Below are 19,681 nucleotides of genomic sequence, written 5' to 3'. Positions count from 1 at the left end.
GCGCTATGACCCCAATTAACCTGAACCTTGGAAAAGTCGCCGTGCTCATGGGCGGCGCATCGGCGGAGCGCGAGGTTTCGCTGATGTCCGGCACCGGCGTGCTGGCCGCGCTGCGCAGCCAGGGTGTGGATGCACATGCCTTCGACACCGGCGAGCGCGACCTGTCCGAGCTCAAACGCGATGGCTTTGCGCGTTGCTTCATCGCCTTGCATGGCCGCTTCGGTGAAGACGGCACGGTGCAGGGCGCGCTGGAGTTGCTGGGCATTCCTTACACCGGCTCCGGCGTGATGGCCTCCAGCATCGGTATCGATAAGGTCATGACCAAGCGCATCTGGCGTGCCGAAGGCCTGCCCACTCCCGGCTGGTTTGTGGTGGACAGCGCCGAGGCTGCGCGCGACGCCTTTGCCCATTTGGGCGCGCCCATGATCGTCAAGCCTGCGCGCGAGGGCTCCACCATTGGTCTGACCAAGGTGCTGACGCTGGAGCAAGTGGATGCCGCTTACGCCCTGGCCGCGCAGCTGGACGCTAGCGTGCTCTGCGAGCAATTTGTCAGTGGTGATGAGGTGACCGTGCCCGTGCTGGGCACCGGCGCACAGGCCGAGGTGCTGCCAGTGATACGCATCGTGGCGCCCGAGGGCAACTACGACTACCAGAACAAATATTTCACCGATACCACCCAGTATCTGGTGCCCTGCGGCCTGCCCGACGGCGAAGAGGCTGCCATCCAGGCCATGGTGCGCCAGGCCTATCTGACGCTGGGCTGCCGTGGCTGGGCCCGCGCCGACGTGATGATCGACGCCAAGACGCGCAAGCCCTATCTGCTGGAGATCAATACCTCGCCCGGTATGACCAGCCATTCCCTCGTGCCCATGTCGGCGCGGGCGGCAGGTCTTTCGTATGAGGCGCTGTGCCTGCGCCTGCTGCAGTCCGCTGCCCTGGACTACGGAACTGAGGCTGCCTGAACATGCAAAAGCTGCCTACTCCTATGGACGTGAAACTCATGAACGCCACCGCGACGGTGCTGTTCCTGGGCGCGCTCGTCCTGGGTGTGGCCGGCTTGGTGAAATGGGCTGCACGCCAGCCCATGTTCGCCATCCAGTCGATCTCGGTGGTGGGCGACGTAGCGCACAACAACGAAGTCACCCTGCGCGCCAACCTGGGGGGCAAGATCAAGGGCACTTTCTTCACCGTGGACTTGGCGGCCGCCCGCGCCGCCTTCGAGGCCGTGCCCTGGGTGCGTCGGGCCGTTGTGCGCCGCGAGTTTCCCAATCGTTTGAAGGTGGTGTTGCAAGAGCACCAGGTGGCGGCCTATTGGGGCGATGAGGATTCGTCCCGCCTGCTGAACAACTTTGGCGAAGTCTTTGAGGCCAACGTGGACGAGGTGGAGCGTGATGACCTGCCCCACCTCAATGGCCCTGATGGGCAGTCCGGCCAGGTGCTGGGCATGTACCACACGCTGCAGCCCATGTTCAGCCCGCTGGATGTGTCGCTGGACGAGCTGGAGCTGACCAACCGGGGCGGCTGGCGCGCCCAGCTGGATTCCGGCGGTGTGATCGAACTGGGGCGTGGCACCAGCGACGAGATCACGCAGCGTCTGCAGCGCTTTCTGGGCACGGTGACCCAGGTGGCGCGCCAGTACGGGCGCGGGGCAAACGCGGTGGAGCAGGCGGATTTGCGCTACGGAGAGGGTTATGCGCTGCGTTTGCGCGGTGTGACGACGGTGGCTGCTCCTGCAGTGCGCAAAGCGCTGCCCGTGGACCATTGAGGACCATTGAATCCATTTTTCACAGCGTCCTAGCGGCCCGCAAGCCGGCCAGGGCGCTTTGAAAAATAGACTGATACAGGACGAACTATGGCAAAAGAGTACAAAGACTTGGTCGTCGGCGTAGACATCGGCACGGCCAAGGTGATGGTCGTGGTGGCAGAGGTCATGCCCGGTGGCGAGCTGAAGCTGGCCGGCTTTGGTGTGGCCCCGAGCAACGGACTGAAGCGCGGCGTCGTGGTGAATATCGACGCCACGGTGCAAAGCATCCAGCTGGCCTTGAAAGAGGCCGAGCTGATGGCAGACTGCAAGATCTCGCACGTCTACACCGGCATCACCGGCAGCCATATCCGCGGCATCAACTCCAGTGGCATGGTGGCGGTGAAAGACCGTGAGGTGACCGCTGCCGATGTAGCCCGTGTGGTGGAAACCGCCAAGGCGATCAACATCAGCACCGACCAGCGCCTGCTGCTGGTCGAGCCGCAGGAGTTCGTGATCGACGGCCAGGACGTGAAAGAGCCTATCGGCATGAGCGGCATCCGCCTGGAGGCCAAGGTGCATATCGTCACCGGCGCCCAGAGCGCGGCGGAGAACATCATCAAATGCGTGCGCCGCTGCGGTCTGGATGTGGACCAACTGATGCTGAACCCGCTGGCCAGCAGCCTGTCGGTGCTGACCGAAGACGAACGTGAACTGGGCGTGGCGCTGGTGGACATCGGCGCCGGCACCACCGACGTGGCGATCTTCACCAATGGCGCGATCCGCCACACTGCGGTGATCCCGATCGCCGGCGACCTGATCACCAGCGACATCGCCATGGCCTTGCGCACGCCGACCAAGGACGCAGAAGACATCAAGGTTGAAAGCGGCTACGCCAAGCAATTGCTGGCCGACCCCGAGGCGCAGGTGGAAGTGCCGGGCCTGGGCGACCGTGGCCCGCGCATGCTGAGCCGCCAGGCTCTGGCCGGTGTGATTGAACCGCGTGTGGAGGAAATCTATTCGCTGGTGGCCCAGGTCATCCGTGAGTCAGGCTTTGAAGAAGTCTTGTCCAGCGGCATCGTTTTAACCGGCGGTAGCGTGGTCATGCCCGGCATGGTCGAGTTGGGTGAAGACATCTTTTTGAAGCCGGTGCGCCGTGGCGTGCCCAAGTACCGTGGTGCCTTGTCTGACATGGTGGCCCAGCCCCGTGCTGCCACCGTCATGGGTCTGCTGGAAGAGGCGCGCATCGGCCGTCTGCGCGGCTTCAAGGTGGCGCAGAAAAACGGGTCCATGAAGACAGCGGTAGGCCGCGTCAAAGACTGGTTTGTGGGGAACTTCTGACCATGCAGACCAAGATCTGGCTGGCACGGGGAAGCCCCCCTTTAAGTGGGCGATGGCGAAGTTGCCATCCGCCCTGGAGGTGACATGCCTCTTAGAAAAACAACAAGTACCTATTCATACAGCAACTGCATTTAATTGGAATATCAGGAGAAACACATGCCTATCGAAATGATTGAAGTCGAAGAATTTAACCTGGGCACCCAGATCAAAGTGATCGGTGTTGGCGGCGGCGGCGGCAATGCTGTCGAGCACATGATTGGCTGCTCTGTGCAAGGCGTGGAGTTCATCAGCGCCAACACCGACGCGCAAGCCCTGGGCCGTAGCGTGGCGCACAAGACCATCCAGCTGGGCCAAAGCGGCCTGGGCGCCGGCAGCAAGCCCGACAAGGGACGTGAAGCGGCCGAAATGGCGGTAGACGACATCCGTGCCGCCATCGACGGCGCCCACATGCTGTTCATCACCGCCGGCATGGGCGGTGGTACCGGTACCGGCGCAGCGCCCGTGATCGCACGCGTGGCCAAGGAAATGGGCATTCTGACCGTGGGCGTGATCACCAAGCCTTTCGACTTCGAAGGCCCTAAGCGCATGGCCAATGCCGACAACGGCCTGGCCGAGCTGGAAGCCAATGTGGATTCGCTGATCGTGGTGCTGAACGAGAAGCTGCTGGAAGTGCTGGGCGATGACGTCACCCAGGACGAAGCCTTTGCCCATGCCAACGACGTGCTGAAGAACGCCGTGGGCGGTATTGCCGAAATTATCAATGTCCCCGGCCATGTGAACGTTGACTTTGAAGACGTTCGCACCGTCATGGGTGAGCCTGGCAAGGCCATGATGGGTACCGCCGTATCTGACGGTCCGGACCGTGCGCGTATCGCTGCCGAGCAGGCCGTGGCCTGCCCACTGCTGGAAGGCATCGACCTGTCGGGCGCCAAGGGCGTGTTAGTGCTGATCACCGCAGCCAAGGGCTCGCTGAAGCTGAGCGAATCCAAGCTGGCCATGAACACCATCCGCGCCTATGCATCTCCTGATGCGCATGTGATTTACGGTACGGCTTACGACGACAGCCTGGGCGAGAAGATCCGCGTGACCGTGGTGGCCACCGGCCTGAGCAAGCGCCGCGCTGCAGCCCCGCTGCAAGTGGTGGTGCAACGCACGGGTACCGACAACGTCGGCTTCACCCTGCCTGCGACCAGCATGGGTGCCGGCGCTGCAGCCGTGGGTGGTATTGCCCAGCCCGATTACGAAGCCTTGCGTGGCCCAGCCGTCTGGCGTACGCCCAACCGTACCCAGGCCAGCGCCCGTGTCGATGCCTTGTCGTCTGGCGGTATGGACGACTACGAGATCCCCGCATTCCTGCGCAAACAAGCTGATTGATGTTGCCCCACGCTCCGCGCTGCGCGTCGTCGCTGCCCCCCAAGGGGGCCACGCTCGCCTTGGGGCGGCCCGGCAGCGTGCGGAGGTGTAAAGCTACTGCGCGAACCGATCTCGCAGCTGTGGTGCTCACCGTAACGAAGTACGGCTTCGCTCCGCGCTGCGACCTCGGCCCGCTCGCTACGCTTTACCCTTCTCCATTTGCATGCAGTGATTTCGAGGATGAATTTCGCCAATCTCCGCCATCAACCATGCTCATCGTGGTTGGCGGGGCGGGCAACTAAAATCGCGGCATGCTCAAGCAAAGAACTCTCAAGTCCCTGACCAGTGCCGTCGGTGTTGGCGTGCATACCGGTCAGCGTGTCGAGCTGACCTTGCGGCCCGCGCCACCAGATACCGGCATTGTGTTTCGGCGCATCGATCTGGCGGTGCCCGTCGAGATTCCCATGACGGTGACGGCCGTGACCGATACCCGCATGGCCACGACCGTATCCGTGGGTTCGACCAAGGTGTCCACTGTCGAGCATCTGATGTCGGCCTGCTCCGGCCTGGGTATCGACAATATGTATGTGGATATCACCGCCGAAGAAGTGCCCATCCTGGACGGATCGGCAGCCGCCTTTGTGTACCTGCTGCAAACGGCGGGCATCGAGCTGCAAAACGCGCCGCGCCGCTTCTTGCGCGTGAACCAGGCTGTGGAAGTGCGCGAAGGCACGGGTAGTGCCGAAAAATGGGCGCGGCTGGAGCCATACCACGGCTACAAGCTCAGCTTCGACATCATCTTTGACCACCCGGCAGTGGACTCCACTGGCCAGCATGTGGAGTTCGACCTGGGCTCGGATTCCTATACCCGCGACATCGCGCGCGCGCGTACCTTCGGCTTCACCCGCGACGCCGAGATGCTGCGCGCCAACGGTCTGGGCCTGGGCGGCGGTATGGATAACGCCATCCTGATGGACGATTACAAGGTGCTGAATGCCGGCGGCCTGCGCTACGACGACGAATTCGTGAAGCACAAGGTGCTGGATGCCATGGGCGACCTGTACATGCTGGGCAAGCCATTGCTGGCCAGCTATACCGCCATGAAGTCCGGCCACGCCTTGAACAACAAGCTGGTGCGTGAACTGATGTTGCGCCCGGAGGCCTGGGAGATCGTGACCTTTGAAGACGCCGCCAAGGCGCCTAGCGGCTTCGCCCAGCTCGCGCGGGCCTGGTAGCACCAGCACTATGCTGCTGTTTCGCTGGGCCGTGCTGTTCCTGCTGCTGGCGGCGGGAGTGTGTTTTGCGTTCTATGTCGGCACGGGGCAGCAACGCTTTCGGCACTGGGGGCTGCGCATCTTGAAGTGGACCGTGCTGGCGGCATTGGGGTTTTTCGGCGTTTTGATACTCGAACGTATCGCATAGCTGCGCCGCTGGAGGCGGTCCCGTATTCGCGGTACTAATATCCAACAAAGTTTTTGACACTTCAGTCGTTGTCTGGATTACCCTCTCAGGCTGGAACGGAAGTTGCGTTATCGTAACCTTTTGATACAACAGAGGTGCCCCGTGCAAGCTATGAAAAAGTTGTCCATCCGCGCCCGGCTGTACTTCAGCATGGTGTTTTCATTGGCTGTGCTTCTATTGGTTGGCGTGGTCGGCGCCTGGGCGCTGAGCGACACCCGCTCCACCTTGGATGCCCTGGTGGACGAGCAGGTCCAGGTGCTGGTGGATGTGGGCGAACTGCGCTTCTCGCTGGCACAGGTAAGGCGTATCGAAAAGGACGCCATCGTCAATGCCAATAACGCGGTGGAAGTGGCCAATCTGCGCACGGCCTGGGGGCAGTCCCTGGCCTCGCTGCGCAAACAGATGGGCCTGTTGCTGCAGGGCAAATACGCGGCTACCGGCCCCGTGCAAACGCTGAGCAAGGCGCCGGCTCTGCTCAAGGAATACGAAGATACGATCGCCCCGGTGCTTGGGCAGATTGAAGCTGCGCAGATCGACGGATCGGTGGCTGCTGCCTATGCCGGGCGTGTGGCGCCGCAAATGGACGCGGTAGACAAGCTGCTGGGCGAGCTGTCGGTCAACTCGCACGCCCAGATGCGTGCGGCGGTGCACGACATCGATACACGCACCAATATGCTGCTGCGCCTGCAGATCGGCATGGTTGTGCTGGCATTGCTGGTCCTGGTGCCTGTGACGGTCTTGACGGTGCGCTCCATCACTGGCTCCTTGTCCCGCGCCCAGGCCTTGGCCAACCGCATTGCACAGGGTGATTTGTCGGAAGAGGTCAGCGCGACCCGCCAAGACGAGGTGGGCCAGTTGGTGCAAGCCATGGGTCTGATGCAGGACGCACTGCGCGGCCTGGTGCGCCAGGTGATGGAGGCCGGTGAGCGTATCGCCCTGGCCAGCGGCGAAATGGCGTCCGGCAACCAGGACCTGAGCAACCGCACCGAACAGACCGCTGCCAGCCTGGAAGAGGCCTCGGCCTCCATGGAGCAGCTGCATGAAACCACCCAAAAGAACAGCGACTCGTCTGCCCATGCCAACCGCCTGGCGTCGAGTGCGGCCGAGGTAGCCGAGCGCGGCGGTGCGGCGGTGTCCAAGGTGGTGCGCACCATGGACGACATCAATGCCAGCTCCAAGAAAATCGCCGACATCATTGGCGTGATTGACGGCATCGCGTTCCAGACCAATATCCTGGCGCTGAATGCCGCCGTGGAAGCCGCGCGTGCTGGCGAGCAGGGCCGTGGTTTTGCCGTGGTGGCCAGCGAAGTCCGCAACCTGGCCCAGCGCTCGGCCCAGGCTGCGGGCGAGATCAAATCCCTGATCGGCGCCTCGGTGGTCAGCGTCAATAGCGGTGCCCAGCAGGTGCGCGATGCCGGTCAGACCATGGGCGAGATCGTGGGCAGTGTGCGCGGCGTGGCCGACATCATCCGTGAGATCGCCACCTCGGCCGCCGAGCAGGGCCGTGGCATTGGCGAGATGGGTGCCACGGTGCAGCATCTGGACACCATGACGCAGCAAAACGCCGCGCTGGTCGAAGAGTCTGCGGCTGCATCTGAATCACTGCGCGAACAGTGCGCGCACCTGAACAGCGCGGTGCGCCGCTTCAAGCTCAACGACGAACAGGGCCGTTCACACCTGGCTATCGGGCACAGCTAATCTGGCTGCGCCAGGCGCGCGTTTAGTGCGTGCGCCCGTCGCGGTACATGCCGCTGGTCTTGCGAGCCAGTGGTGTGGCCTGGGCCAGGCGGGCCATAGCGTGGCCCACGTGGGCGTGGGTGATGGCCATGCCCAGCGCGTCCGCCGCGTCCTTGCCTGGTAGCACGGGTAGCTTCAACAGCCGCTTCACCATTTCTTGCACCTGTGACTTGTCGGCCCGGCCGTGGCCGACCACGGCTTTCTTCATTTGCAGCGCGGTGTATTCGGACACAGGCAGGTTGCTGCAGCCCAGCGCCGCCAGACAGGCGCCGCGCGCTTGCCCCAGCAGCAGCGTCGATTGCGGGTTCGCGTTCACGAAGATGATCTCCACCGATGCTGCGTCTGGCTGGTAGCGTGCACTGACTTCGCAAATGCCATCGAACAAGATCTTGATGCGCGCCGGCAGCTGGCCCAGGTCCAGGTGGGTGGTCTTGATGGTGCCGCTAGCCACATAGCCCAGGTTGGAGCCGTCCACGTCGATGACGCCGAAGCCGGTGGTCTGCAAGCCGGGGTCTATGCCTAAAAGTCGCATGCTATTTAATTTGTAGCTGTTAGTGCAGGTGGAGTATGCGCTACAACCTGAAATACCATCTAACCGAGTGGAAGAAGATCGGGGCGGCAAAGCACAGCGCGTCTACCCGGTCCAGCAGGCCGCTGGCGCCGGTGATGGACTGGCCCTCGCTTCCCCAGTTGGTGATGCCCCGGTCGCGCTTCAGCGCCTTCATCACCAGGTGGCCCAGCGAGCCGGCCACGCAGGCAATCAGCGCCATCGCCAGGGCCTGGCCTGGTTTGAACGGGGTGATGCCGGCCAGCAGCCCGCCCAGCAGGCCGCCTGCCGCCACACCTATGCCCCAGCTTGTCCAGTTGAAGCTTTGGCTGATGTGTGGCGCGCGGGGTGCTCGCTTGAGCTTGCGGGCTGCCAGGTGCTGTACCAGCATGCAGGTCTGCACCACCAGCACCAGGAAAAACACCAGGAAGGCGCCCTTGTCCTGGTAGCCCGGGAAGTCCAGCCGCACCAGCGCCGGCACATGGCTGGTACCATAGACGCAGACCATGATGCCCCACTGCATCTTGGCATTGCGCTCCAGAAAGCGGTGCGGGTCGTCGGCCAGGGCTCCCACGATAGGCAGGGCCAGAAACACGTAGACCGGCACGAACACCGTGAACAGGTCGAAATGCTTGCCGCCCACCAGCCAGAACTGCACCGGCAACACCACGAAGAAGGCCAGGATCAGGCTGCGGTGGTCGCCCCGGTGGGTGGGCGACAGGGTGATGAACTCGCGCAGCGCAAAGAAGGCAACCAGGGCGAACAGCGTGATCGCCACCCAGCCACCCACTGCCCAGCACAGCCAGAACACACCGGCCATGAACCAGGTGTTCTTCAGTACCCGGCGCAGATTGTCCAGCTCGGCGCCAAAGGCCGCGCCAAACGCGTTGTCGTCACGCTCGCGCAGCGACAACAGCAGCAGCGCCCCGCTGGCCAGCAAAAGCACGCCAAACACCAGGACGAACATCGCCCCGACCTGTTGCGTACCGCTGAGGCTGCGCAGGAACTGGTTCATATTTCTCTCAGCGCGATCACGTTGGCGCGCGCCCGGTCCAAAAAGGCGTTGCGGTCTTCATCTGGCTCCAGCTGCATCGGTGTGCCGAAGGTGACCGAGCACAGCACAGGGACCGGAATCACCTCGCCCTTGGGCATGACGCGCTGCACGTTGTGTATCCAGGTTGGCACCAGCACCACATGCGGGAATTTCTGCGCCAGCTTGTACAGCCCAGCCTTGAAGGCCTGGGGCTCGGGCGCATGGCCGCGCGTGCCCTCGGGGAACAGGATGATGGAGTCGCCACTTTCGAGTGCCTCCACCAGGGGCTCCAACGGGTCTTGCTCCACGCCGCTGGCGTCCTTGCTACGGCTGCGGTCTACGTAGACGGCGTTGAACACCGCCGTAGTCAGCCACAGCTTGAAGCGCGAGGCGGTCCAGTAGTCCTTGGCGGCGATGGGGCGGGTGATGCTGCGCAGCTCGGAGGGCAGGGCGGCCCAGATCAGCACCAGGTCGGCATGGCTTTGGTGGTTGGCAAAATAAATGCGCTGCTCCGCCTTGGGCGGGCAGCCGTACCAGCGGGCTTGAGCGCCTGTCAGCACCCGCACCAGGCCCAGTAAAACAAACCCCATGATCTTTGCAAGCATGGCGGCGATCATAAACGCCGGGTGATTCCGCTTATTTTTTATGGGGCGAAAATGACCGCCGGCGCATATATGTCCTGCGTATAGTGCTATACATTTTGAATGTTGGTGAGAGATCTTTACGCACGCCCAGGGAAATCCCTAGTGTTCATTTTTTGTTAATTAATGAAAAATTAACGAATCAGCAGGGCGCGGTGCCCGGTTGAGCCAACCCTTTGCCGTACCAATCCGCATAAAGTCGGGGGCGGCAAATCCAGGAGACATAGATGTTGAAGCTTTCCAAATTGGCGCTCGCCATGGTTGCAGTGGTGTCCGCAGGTGCTATCCAGGCCGGCGAGGTCGAAGTACTGCACTACTGGACCTCCGGTGGCGAAGCCAAGTCGGTTGCCGAGCTGAAGAAGATCATGCAGGCCAAGGGCCATGTGTGGAAGGACTTCGCTGTGGCTGGCGGCGGTGGCGACAATGCCGCTACCGTGCTGAAGAGCCGCGTCGTCTCGGGCAACCCCCCTGCCGCAGCCCAGATCAAGGGCCCAGCGATCCAGGAATGGGCTGCTGAAGGTGTGTTGGCCAACCTGGACGCTACCGCCAAGGCCGAACAATGGGACAGCCTGCTGCCCAAGGCCGTGGCCGATGGCATGAAGTACAAGGGCAACTACGTTGCAGCTCCGGTCAACGTGCACCGCGTGAACTGGGTCTGGGCCAACCCCGAAGTGCTGAAGAAGGCTGGCGTGACCGGCATGCCCAAGAACTACGCTGAATTCTTTGCTGCTGCCGACAAGATCAAGGCTGCCGGTTTCATCGCCGTGGCCCACGGTGGCCAAAACTGGCAAGACTTCACCACCTTTGAAACCGTGGTGCTGGGTGTGGGTGGTGCCAAGTTCTACAGCGATGCACTGGTCAAGCTGGACAACAAGGCGTTGACCAGCGACACCATGAAGAAGTCCCTGGAAACCTTCCGCAAGATCAAGGGTTACACCGACGCAGCCTCCGCAGGCCGCGACTGGAACCTGACCACCGCCCTGGTGATGCAAGGCAAGGCCGGCTTCCAGTTCATGGGTGACTGGGCCAAGGGCGAGTTCCTGGCTGCTGGCAAGGTGCCAGGCAAGGACTTCCTGTGCGCTGCTGCGCCTGGTACGGCCAACGCATACACCTACAACGTGGACTCGTTTGCCATGTTCAAGCTGAAGGACAAGGACGCGCAAAAGGCCCAGGGCGACCTGGCTGCCGCCATCATGGGCACCGAGTTCCAGGAAATCTTCAACCTGAACAAGGGTTCCATCCCTGTGCGTCTGAACATGAAGATGGACAAGTTTGACGACTGCGCCAAGCTGTCCGCCAAGGACTTCGTGGACACCGCCAAGACCGGCAGCCTGGTGCCTTCCATCGCCCACGGCATGGCTGTGAGCCCTGCTGCTGAAGGCGCCATCAAGGACGCGGTCAGCCAGTTCTGGAACGACGACAAGATCAGCGTTGACGCTGCCATCAAGAACATCGCTTCCGCTGCTGCAACCAAGTAAAAGTATTTGACTCACCCCCAGGCTTGCCCGCTTCGCGTGGCCGCCAACCCCCTTGCAGGGGGCGAACCCAGCGGCCCGGCAAAGCCGGTTCCGCGGGTTCCTTGGGGTAGTTAAGCGACCCTCCCCATCCGCCACGGCGGAGTGGGGCCTTATTTTTTTGAGAGCCACTCCCATGAAACCGAATTTTGAGCAGGCACTGCCCAAGCTGGTGATTGCGCCCGGCTTCGTGCTGGGCTTTGCCTTCATCTACGGGCTGATGATCTGGAACGGGGTTTTGTCCCTGACCGCATCGCGCATGCTGCCTAACTACGACGAGTTCGTCGGCCTGGCCCAATACGCCAAATTGTGGGAGATGGACCGCTGGTGGCTGGCCCTGAAGAACCTGGGCATCTTCAGCGTTTTGTATGTCGGCGGCGCGATGCTGATCGGCATGGCCCTGGCCATTGTGCTGGACCAGAAGGTCCGCGCCGAAGGCCTGCTGCGCACCATCTACCTGTACCCCATGGCGCTGTCCTTCATCGTCACCGGTACCGCCTGGAAGTGGATGCTGAACCCCAGCCTCGGCCTGGAAAAACTGATGCATGACATCGGCTGGACCAGCTTCACCTTCGACTGGCTGGTGCAGAGCGAGACCGCCATTTACTGCGTGGTGATCGCCGGCATCTGGCAGTCCGCCGGATTTGCCATGGCCTTGTTTTTGGCCGGCCTGCGCGGTATCGACGACAGCATCATCAAGGCCGCGCAGATCGACGGTGCCAGCCTGCCACGCATTTACTGGCGCATCATTTTGCCGATCCTGCGCCCGGTGGTGTTCTCCACCATCATGGTGTTGTCGCACCTGTCCATCAAGAGCTTCGACCTGGTGATGGCCCTGACTGGCGGCGGCCCCGGCTATGCCACCGACGTGCCCGCCACCTTCATGTATGTGATGAGCTTTACCCGTGGCCAGATCGGCCTGGGCGCTGCCAGCGCCACCATGATGCTGGCCACCGTGGCGGCCATCGTGGTGCCTTATTTGTACAGTGAACTGCGGAGCAAGCCCCATGATCGCTAAGAACCCTCTCCAAGTACTGATTCCCCGTGTATTGATTTACGGCGTGCTGCTGCTGGCGGCATTCTTCTTCCTGGCACCCATGTATGTGATGCTGGCCACCTCGTTCAAGGACGCTGAAGAAATCCGCAGCGGCAACCTGCTGAGCCTGCCGCACGCGCTGAACTTCGAGGCCTGGCAACTGGCCTGGTCCACCGCCTGTACCGGTACCGACTGCCGTGGCCTGCAGCCCTTCTTCTGGAATTCGGTGCTGATCGTGTTCCCTGCGGTGCTCATCTCCACGCTGTGGGGTGCGATCAACGGCTATGTGTTGAGCCTGTGGAAGTTCAAGGGCAGCGAGCTGCTGTTTGGCTTCATGCTGTTTGGCGTGTTCATGCCGTTCCAGGTGGTGCTGCTGCCCATGAGCCAGATCCTCGGTTGGTTGGGTATTTCCAGCTCGGTTTACGGCCTGATCCTGGTGCACTGCCTGGCCGGTCTGGCGGGTACCACGCTGTTCTTCCGCAACTACTACGCGTCCATTCCGAAAGAGCTGGTGAACGCTGCGCGGATTGACGGTGCTGGTTTCTGGCGCATCTTCTTCCGCATCATCGTGCCGCTGTCCACGCCTATCGTGATGGTCACGCTGATCTGGCAGTTCACGAATATCTGGAACGACTTCCTGTTCGGCGTGGCCTTCAGCGGCGCCGACAGCAAGCCCATCACCGTGGGCCTGAACAATATGGTCAACACCACCAGCAGCGTGAAAAACTACAACGTGGACATGGCGGCTGCTGTGATCGCGGGCCTGCCCACCATTCTGATCTACGTGTTGGCAGGCAAATTCTTCGTTAAAGGACTCACAGCCGGTGCTGTGAAAGGATAAAAAATGGCATCCGCACTCCACATCCAAGGCATACGTAAAACTTTCGGCAACGGCGACAAAATGGTCGAGGTGCTCAAGCGCATCGACATCGACGTCGCGCCGGGTGAATTCCTGATCCTGGTCGGCCCGTCCGGCTGCGGCAAGTCCACCCTGCTGAACATCATCGCCGGCCTCGAAGAACCCACCGAAGGCGCGATCCGCATCGGCGACCGCAACGTGGTCGGCGTGCCGCCGGCCCAGCGCGATATCGCCATGGTGTTCCAGAGCTATGCTCTGTACCCCACCATGAGCGTGGCCGAGAACATCGGCTTCGCGCTGGAAATGCGCAAGGTGCCCAAGGCTGAGCGTGAAAAGCGCATCAACGAAGTGGCTGCCATGCTGCAGATCACCCACCTGCTGGACCGCCGCCCTGCGCAGCTGTCCGGTGGCCAGCGTCAGCGTGTGGCCATGGGCCGCGCCCTGGCGCGCCAGCCACAGCTGTTCCTGTTTGACGAGCCTTTGTCCAACCTGGATGCCAAGCTGCGCGTTGAAATGCGTGCCGAAATCAAGCGCCTGCACCAGGTTTCGGGCATTACCAGCGTCTACGTGACCCATGACCAGATCGAGGCGATGACACTGGGCAGCCGCATCGCGGTGATGAAGGACGGCGTGCTGCAGCAACTGGGCACCCCAGACGACATCTACAGCCGCCCAGCCAATACCTATGTGGCCGGCTTCATCGGCTCGCCAACTATGAATTTGATAGCTGGCAGCGCAAGCAATGCGGGCGCTGGTGGCCAATTCTCCTTCAAGGGCGGCAGCCTGCCCCTGGCCTGCCCGGCGGTGGGCAAGGACGCGCTGCTGGGCCTGCGCCCCGAGCACATCGAGCTGGTGGACAACGCCGCCTGGCGCGGTGAGGTCAGCGTGGTGGAACCCACCGGTGCCGACACCTATGTGGTGGTCAAGACCGAGGCTGGCAACGTCACTGTGCGCACATCGCCACAGGCGCGCTTTCAGCCGGGTGAGAAGGTCGGTCTGCAGGTGTCGGCCGCCCAGGTCAGCTGGTTCGACCAGAAGACCGGCGTGCGCCTGTAAGCACGGCCGCGTCTAGTTCATACACCTGCGCGCATCTTCGCGGCCACCGCCGGTGGCCTGCGTACGCCCCTCTGGGGCAGACCCTTCGTCAGACGGACTTGCTATGAAACTGCGTAACCAGGTACTTTCTATCGGTTTGGCGGGGGCTGTAATGGCCGCGGTGGTGGGCGGCGTAGGCCTGCTCAGCGCCGGGCGCCTGGCCGGTGCCTTTGAGGCTTCGGGGCAAATGGGCTCGGCCGTGCAAAGCAGCCAGCAGGCCGCCATGATGCAGGGCGCCGTGCGCGGCGATGTGCTGCTGGCCCTGTTCGGCGCCATTGGCCGCGACAAGTCGCAGCTGGAGCGCTCGCAAAAGGATTTGGCCGACCATGTGGCCCAGTTCAACACCGCCTTCCAGCGCCTGCAGACCTTGCCACTGTCGCCCGATGTGAAGGCCGTCATCGACAAGACCCAGCCCCTGGTGAAGCAATACACCGAGGCCGCCAGCCGTGTGCAGGATCTGGCCGCCAAGGGTGCGGCTGCAGCCGGCGCAGTGCCCGAGTTCAACCGTATCTTCGGTGAGCTGGAAACCCAGATGGCCGTGCAGGTGCGGGCTATTGAGAAAGACGTGGCCGCCAACAGCGCGCAATCGGCCGCCGTAGTCAGCCAGGGCCAGCTGCAGGTGGGCACAGTGCTGGTGCTGGCTATCGTGTTGCTGGTGGCCGCTGCGCTGTGGTTGGCGCGGCGCTTGGCCCAGCCCATGGCCTATGCGGTACGCATTGCCGACGCGTTGGCCGAGGGTGACCTGTCACGCCCGGTGCAGCCCGTGGGCAATGATGAAACCCAGCAGCTGCTGCACGCCATGGCGCGCATGCAGGCCAGCTTCGCCGGCATCGTGCGCAGCGTGAAAAGCAATGCCGAGCACGTGGCTTCGGCCAGCGCCGAAATCGCCCAGGGCAACCATGACCTGAGCGCCCGTACCGAGCACCAGGCCAGCGCGCTGGAAGAAACCGCCGCCTCCATGGAAGAGTTGCGCTCCACTGTGCAGCACAACGACCAGAGCGCCCAGCAGGCCAACCAGTTGGCGCGCGGCTCCTCCACCCTGGCGGTGCAGGGCGGCGAGGTGGTCGGCCAGGTGGTGGAGACCATGAAGAGCATCAACGAGGCCTCCGGCAAGATCAGCGAGATCATCAGCGTGATCGACGGCATCGCCTTCCAGACGAATATCCTGGCGCTGAACGCGGCCGTGGAAGCCGCGCGCGCCGGCGAGCAGGGCCGTGGCTTTGCGGTAGTGGCCAGCGAGGTGCGCAACCTGGCCAGCCGCAGCGCCGACGCGGCGAAAGAAATCAAGCAGCTCATCTCCACCAGCGTGCAGCGGGTAGAGCAGGGCAGTGCCTTGGTGGACCAGGCGCGCAGCACCATGGCCGAGGTGGTCGCCAGCATACGCCGCGTGACCGATATCGTGGGCGAGATCAGCGCCTCCAGCGCAGAGCAAAACGCCGGCGTAGCCCAGGTGTCGGAGGCGGTATCGCAGATCGACCAGACCACCCAGCAGAACGCCGCCCTGGTGGAGCAGATGGCCGCCGCCGCCAGCAGCCTCAAGGCCCAGTCACAGGAGTTGGTGGACACCGTGGCGGTGTTCCGCCTAGGGGCGGAAGAGCCCGCTTTGCACCGGCAGACGGCACTATCGATTCAATAGCTGCTGGCGCAGATAATATCTGCGCAGAAGCCTGATTTGGCTTAGAAGTTTTTCAGGGAAAACGCCTCCTCCAAAATACAAGAATCTGGAGGCTCTGCCTGCCGGTCCGCCCGCAGGCAGCGAGACAGGAGACAAGCCATGGGGCAACGAGATTGGCCACAAGACTATGCCGAACCGGCCATGGGCGGGGGCACGCCCGCCTGGGACTGCGGCGCCGCCCTGGACGCCTGGCGCATGCCGGAGCAGCGCTCGGTCACCAGCACTCTGGTGCGCCTGTGCATGGACGGGGCCGAGCAGCACGGCATCGGCCCGCAGGAGTTTCAGCGCCTGACCGGCATCGCCGCCTGGGAGCTGGAGTCGCCCCAGGCCCGCATCTGCGCCGCTAAACACCTGGCCGCCATGCGCCTGGTCCAGTACATGCCACCGCCCAGCGACTACTGGCAGTTTGATATCCAGGCCTGCCTGCAGCCCTTTCCCACGCTGTACGCGGTGGTGGCGAATGCGCCGAATCTGGCGGCCGGACTGGGGGCTTACTTTCACCACCGCAGCCTGATCGGCAATGTGGACGTGATCCGCTGCCTGCGCCAGGGCACGCAGTTTGAGTTCGACTACCAGCTGGACGACAGTGGCGGCAACGCCTTCAGCGCCTTCGGCAACTTCTTTCTACTGCACGGCATCGTGCGCCATTACGACCCGGAAGGCGGCCGCGCCTGCGCGCTGGAGCTGACCGGCGAGGCCTTCGCCCCGGTCGCCCAGCTGCGCGATGCCATGGGCTGCGAGGTGCGCTTTGGCCAGGCGCGCAACCGCCTGCTGCTGCAAGCCCCGGCCGGCGACCAGCCGTATGCGCAGCACAACCCGAACCTGTACGAATTTTTCCTTGACCAGGCGCGGGCCGAGCGGGCCCGGCTGGAGCCCGCGCAGACCTTCGCTCTGGGCCTGCAACGCTTTCTGGCACAGGCGATCGCGGCCGGCGACGCCATCGGCAGCGGCAGCCAGCTGCTGGCCCAGGCTTGCGCGCATTTCAAGACCTCGCGCTGGGGGCTCCACCGGCGCTTACAGCAGGAGGCCACGCATTTCCAGGAGGTGCTGGGCCGCGTGCGTGCGACCCAGGCCCGGCACATGCTGCTGCAGGCGCAAAGTTCCATCTCCGAGATCAGCGACCTGCTGGGCTTCTCGTCGCTGAGCGCGTTCTCGCGGTTTTTCTCCGCTGCGTTCGGCGTGTCGCCATCGCAGTTCCGCAAGAACGGCGCTGATGCAGCGGCGCACTGACTTCGCCGCTCTTTACTTTATTTTGCGCGCCTGCACCGCTGTGTAAAGTGCCGCCCCCGCAGGTTAATCCTGCGGTGTCTCCCCTGGCTACAGTGCCGCTGACCCGCCCGCACCGGGCGCGGATCACACACCATAAGGAGACAAAACCGTGCACCTCAAACGCCCCCTCGTCATCGCCCTTGTTACCGCCGGACTGCTCTACGGCTGCGGCGGCGACGATGCCCCCACCGTCGACCAGCAGGCCTCCGCGCTGCTGGCCAAGATGACGCTGGATGAAAAAATTCAGCTGGTCCACGGCGCCGGCTACGGTGTCTCGCCGATTGGCGGCGCAGGCATCGTGAAGGGCATTCCGCGCCTGGGTATTCCCGACATCACCAGCGCCGACTCGGCCGGTGGCGTGAATGTCGAGGGCGTGAACGCCACGCCTTACCCGGCGCCCATCGCGCTGGCCGCCAGCTGGGACCCCTCGCTGGCGCATGACTATGGCGCCAGTATCGCCACCGAACTGCGTGCACTCGGCTTTGTCGAAGGCCTGGGCGGCGGCGTGAATCTGGCGCGCGAGCCACGCAACGGCCGCACCTTTGAATACATGGGCGAAGACCCGGTACTGGCCGGCAATCTGTTGGCCCAGCGCAGCCTGGGCACGCAGTCGCAGAAAGTGATCGCCACCGTCAAACACTTCGCCGCGAACGACCAGGAGACCAACCGCTTCACCTCCAACTCGGTGGTGGACGAGCGCACGCTGCGCGAACTGCACCTGCTGCCCTTCGAGATCGGCCTGAAGGACGGCGGCGCCGGCAATGTGATGTGCGCGTACAACCTGGTGAATGGTGTCAAGGCCTGCGAGAGCAGCTATTTGCTGACCGACGTGCTGAAGAACGAGTGGGGCTTCAAGGGCATCGTCCAGTCCGACTGGTTCTTTGCCGTGACCGATACGGTGCGCGCCGCCAATGCCGGGCTGGACGAAGAACAAGCCGGCAGTTCCGACGACTACACGGCCGCCACCCTGGGCAGCTTCTCGCTGCCGGTGACCTATTTCAACCAGAAGCTGAAAGCTGCGGTGCAGGCCGGTACGGTGCCGCTTGCCCGTCTGGACGACATGGTGCTGCGCAAGCTGCGCACCTTGTATGCGTCCGGTGTGATGGCCTCGCCGCCCACGGCCGGCGGCACCATCAACCAGGCCGCCGGCAACGCGGTGGCTCAGAAGGTGGCGGAGCAGTCTATGGTGCTCTTGAAAAATGCAGTGGCCAGTGGCGACACGGCCAGTGTGCTGCCACTGACCGCCAGCGCCGCACAGACGATCGTGGTGATCGGCGGTCACGCCGATGCCGGCGTGATCTCTGGCGGCGGCTCGGGCGCGGTGCCGGCCCGCGACGGCAATGCCGTCACCTGCCTGGTGCCGAGCTCCGGCATTTTCAGCACCTGCGCCACCTGGTACAAATCGGCGCCGCTGGCGGCCATCCGCGCCATCGCGCCGAACGCTACCGTGACCTATCTGGACGGCAGCGATGCGACGGCCGCCGCAGCCGCAGCTGCAGCGGCCGATGTGGCCATCGTCTTCGCCACCCAGTGGCAGACCGAGGGCACGGATTTGTCGAGCCTGAGCCTGCCCAATAACACCACCGACCCGGCCAACCAGGCCTATGACCAGAACGCGCTGATCACCGCCGTGGCTGCCGCCGCCAAGCGCAGCGTGGTGGTGCTGGAGACCGGCTCCGCCGTCACCATGCCCTGGCTGGCGAATGTGAACGCGGTGGTCGAGGCCTGGTACCCCGGCGTGCAGGGGGGCCCGGCGATCGCCAATGTGCTGTTCGGGGCGGTGAACCCATCCGGCAAGCTGCCGCTGACCTTCCCGCAAAGCGATAGCGATCTGCTGCAGGCTTCCATCTCGGCGACCGACCTGACGGTGAACTACAGCGAAGGCCTGAAGATGGGTTACCGCTGGTATGACGCGCAAAACATCACGCCGCTGTTCCCGTTCGGCCATGGCCTGTCGTACACCCGCTTCAGCTACAGCGGCATCAGCACCCGCTCCAACAGCGATGGCTCGGTGACGATCGGCTTCACGCTGAAGAACACCGGCGCCCGCGCCGGTGCCGAGGTGGCCCAGGTGTACGCCGGTTTGCCGGCAGCGGCCGGCGAGCCGCCCAAGCGCCTGGTGGCCTGGGAAAAGGTGCAACTGGCAGCCGGCGAAAGCAAGGCCGTCAGCATCACCGTCAAGCCCGAGCGTCTGAGCATCTGGAACGCCACCACCCACCGCTGGCAAACGCTTAGCGGTAGCTACAACTTCGTGGTGGGCGGCTCCTCGCGCGACAGCGCCCAGTCCTCGCTGCTGTCGCGCAGCTAAGCTGTGGTTGCTATGTTTTAAATAGCTGCTGGCGCAGGTTTTGCCTGCGCTAGCAGCTTATTTCATTCACA

General features: G+C 63.3%; 17 protein-coding genes. 14 read left to right on the top strand and 3 right to left on the bottom strand.

The window, feature by feature from the left end:
• Nucleotides 1–5 precede the first annotated feature (5 nt).
• From AC4BBN_RS06335 to AC4BBN_RS06305, 7 genes are all read left to right on the top strand, one after another.
• Entirely contained in the window at nt 6–962 is a 957-nt protein-coding gene (locus AC4BBN_RS06335) for a D-alanine--D-alanine ligase (protein ID WP_490591100.1), read from the top strand.
• Between the two features lie 2 nt (nt 963–964).
• Nucleotides 965–1,765 carry a cell division protein FtsQ/DivIB gene (locus AC4BBN_RS06330; protein ID WP_490591099.1) on the top strand — a complete coding sequence of 267 codons (801 nt, stop codon included), beginning with the start codon at nt 965–967 and terminating at the stop codon, nt 1,763–1,765.
• An 87-nt stretch (nt 1,766–1,852) separates the two neighbouring features.
• Nucleotides 1,853–3,082: a cell division protein FtsA gene (gene ftsA / locus AC4BBN_RS06325; RefSeq protein WP_490591098.1), complete on the top strand. Its 1,230-nt coding sequence runs from the start codon at nt 1,853–1,855 to the stop codon at nt 3,080–3,082.
• Nucleotides 3,083–3,238: 156 nt separating this feature from the next.
• Nucleotides 3,239–4,456: a cell division protein FtsZ gene (gene ftsZ / locus AC4BBN_RS06320; protein ID WP_490591097.1), complete on the top strand. Its 1,218-nt coding sequence runs from the start codon at nt 3,239–3,241 to the stop codon at nt 4,454–4,456.
• Between the two features lie 290 nt (nt 4,457–4,746).
• Nucleotides 4,747–5,670, top strand: a complete 924-nt coding sequence (lpxC, locus tag AC4BBN_RS06315) for a UDP-3-O-acyl-N-acetylglucosamine deacetylase (protein ID WP_490591096.1) — start codon at nt 4,747–4,749, stop codon at nt 5,668–5,670.
• A gap of 10 nt (nt 5,671–5,680) precedes the next feature.
• The gene (locus AC4BBN_RS06310; RefSeq protein ID WP_490591095.1) at nt 5,681–5,857 is read left to right on the top strand and encodes a hypothetical protein; all 177 of its coding nucleotides are present in this window, start codon (nt 5,681–5,683) and stop codon (nt 5,855–5,857) included.
• Nucleotides 5,858–6,007: 150 nt separating this feature from the next.
• On the top strand, nt 6,008–7,594 hold the full coding sequence (locus AC4BBN_RS06305; RefSeq protein ID WP_490591400.1) for a methyl-accepting chemotaxis protein: 1,587 nt from the start codon (nt 6,008–6,010) through the stop codon (nt 7,592–7,594).
• A gap of 22 nt (nt 7,595–7,616) precedes the next feature.
• Here AC4BBN_RS06305 and ruvC read toward each other — a convergent pair whose 3' ends face one another.
• The 3 genes from ruvC to AC4BBN_RS06290 are packed head-to-tail and all read right to left on the bottom strand — an operon-like array spanning nt 7,617 to nt 9,818.
• Complete coding sequence (ruvC, locus tag AC4BBN_RS06300) at nt 7,617–8,165, bottom strand: crossover junction endodeoxyribonuclease RuvC (RefSeq protein WP_490591094.1); 549 nt, start codon at nt 8,163–8,165, stop codon at nt 7,617–7,619.
• 40 nt (nt 8,166–8,205) lie between these two features.
• Nucleotides 8,206–9,195, bottom strand: coding sequence for a phosphatidate cytidylyltransferase (locus AC4BBN_RS06295; RefSeq protein WP_490591093.1), 990 nt, complete (start codon nt 9,193–9,195; stop codon nt 8,206–8,208).
• The gene (locus AC4BBN_RS06290) at nt 9,192–9,818 is read right to left on the bottom strand and encodes a lysophospholipid acyltransferase family protein (protein WP_490591092.1); all 627 of its coding nucleotides are present in this window, start codon (nt 9,816–9,818) and stop codon (nt 9,192–9,194) included. Before AC4BBN_RS06290 ends, AC4BBN_RS06295 begins: the two co-directional genes overlap by 4 nt.
• A 263-nt stretch (nt 9,819–10,081) precedes the next feature.
• Here AC4BBN_RS06290 and AC4BBN_RS06285 point away from each other — a divergent pair, with 263 nt between their 5' ends.
• The 7 genes from AC4BBN_RS06285 to AC4BBN_RS06255 all read left to right on the top strand — a co-directional run bounded on the left by AC4BBN_RS06285 (nt 10,082) and on the right by AC4BBN_RS06255 (nt 19,610).
• Nucleotides 10,082–11,332, top strand: a complete 1,251-nt coding sequence (locus AC4BBN_RS06285; RefSeq protein ID WP_490591091.1) for an ABC transporter substrate-binding protein — start codon at nt 10,082–10,084, stop codon at nt 11,330–11,332.
• Between the two features lie 172 nt (nt 11,333–11,504).
• Nucleotides 11,505–12,386, top strand: a complete 882-nt coding sequence (locus AC4BBN_RS06280; protein WP_490591090.1) for a carbohydrate ABC transporter permease — start codon at nt 11,505–11,507, stop codon at nt 12,384–12,386.
• A complete protein-coding gene (locus AC4BBN_RS06275) occupies nt 12,376–13,245 on the top strand; it encodes a carbohydrate ABC transporter permease (protein WP_490591089.1) in 870 nt (289 codons plus the stop codon). Before AC4BBN_RS06280 ends, AC4BBN_RS06275 begins: the two co-directional genes overlap by 11 nt.
• 3 nt (nt 13,246–13,248) lie before the next feature.
• Complete coding sequence (locus AC4BBN_RS06270; protein WP_490591088.1) at nt 13,249–14,319, top strand: ABC transporter ATP-binding protein; 1,071 nt, start codon at nt 13,249–13,251, stop codon at nt 14,317–14,319.
• 103 nt (nt 14,320–14,422) lie between these two features.
• Nucleotides 14,423–15,994 carry a methyl-accepting chemotaxis protein gene (locus AC4BBN_RS06265; RefSeq protein ID WP_490591087.1) on the top strand — a complete coding sequence of 524 codons (1,572 nt, stop codon included), beginning with the start codon at nt 14,423–14,425 and terminating at the stop codon, nt 15,992–15,994.
• Nucleotides 15,995–16,132: 138 nt separating this feature from the next.
• On the top strand, nt 16,133–17,263 hold the full coding sequence (locus tag AC4BBN_RS06260) for a helix-turn-helix transcriptional regulator (RefSeq protein ID WP_490591086.1): 1,131 nt from the start codon (nt 16,133–16,135) through the stop codon (nt 17,261–17,263).
• 148 nt (nt 17,264–17,411) lie between these two features.
• The gene (locus tag AC4BBN_RS06255) at nt 17,412–19,610 is read left to right on the top strand and encodes a beta-glucosidase family protein (protein ID WP_490591085.1); all 2,199 of its coding nucleotides are present in this window, start codon (nt 17,412–17,414) and stop codon (nt 19,608–19,610) included.
• The last annotated feature ends 71 nt before the right edge of the window (nt 19,611–19,681 follow it).

The organism is Rhodoferax sp. SPJ21 (assembly GCF_058216335.1).
Note: the sequence above shows the minus strand (reverse complement) of the source record. Positions and strands in the feature narration are given on the sequence as shown.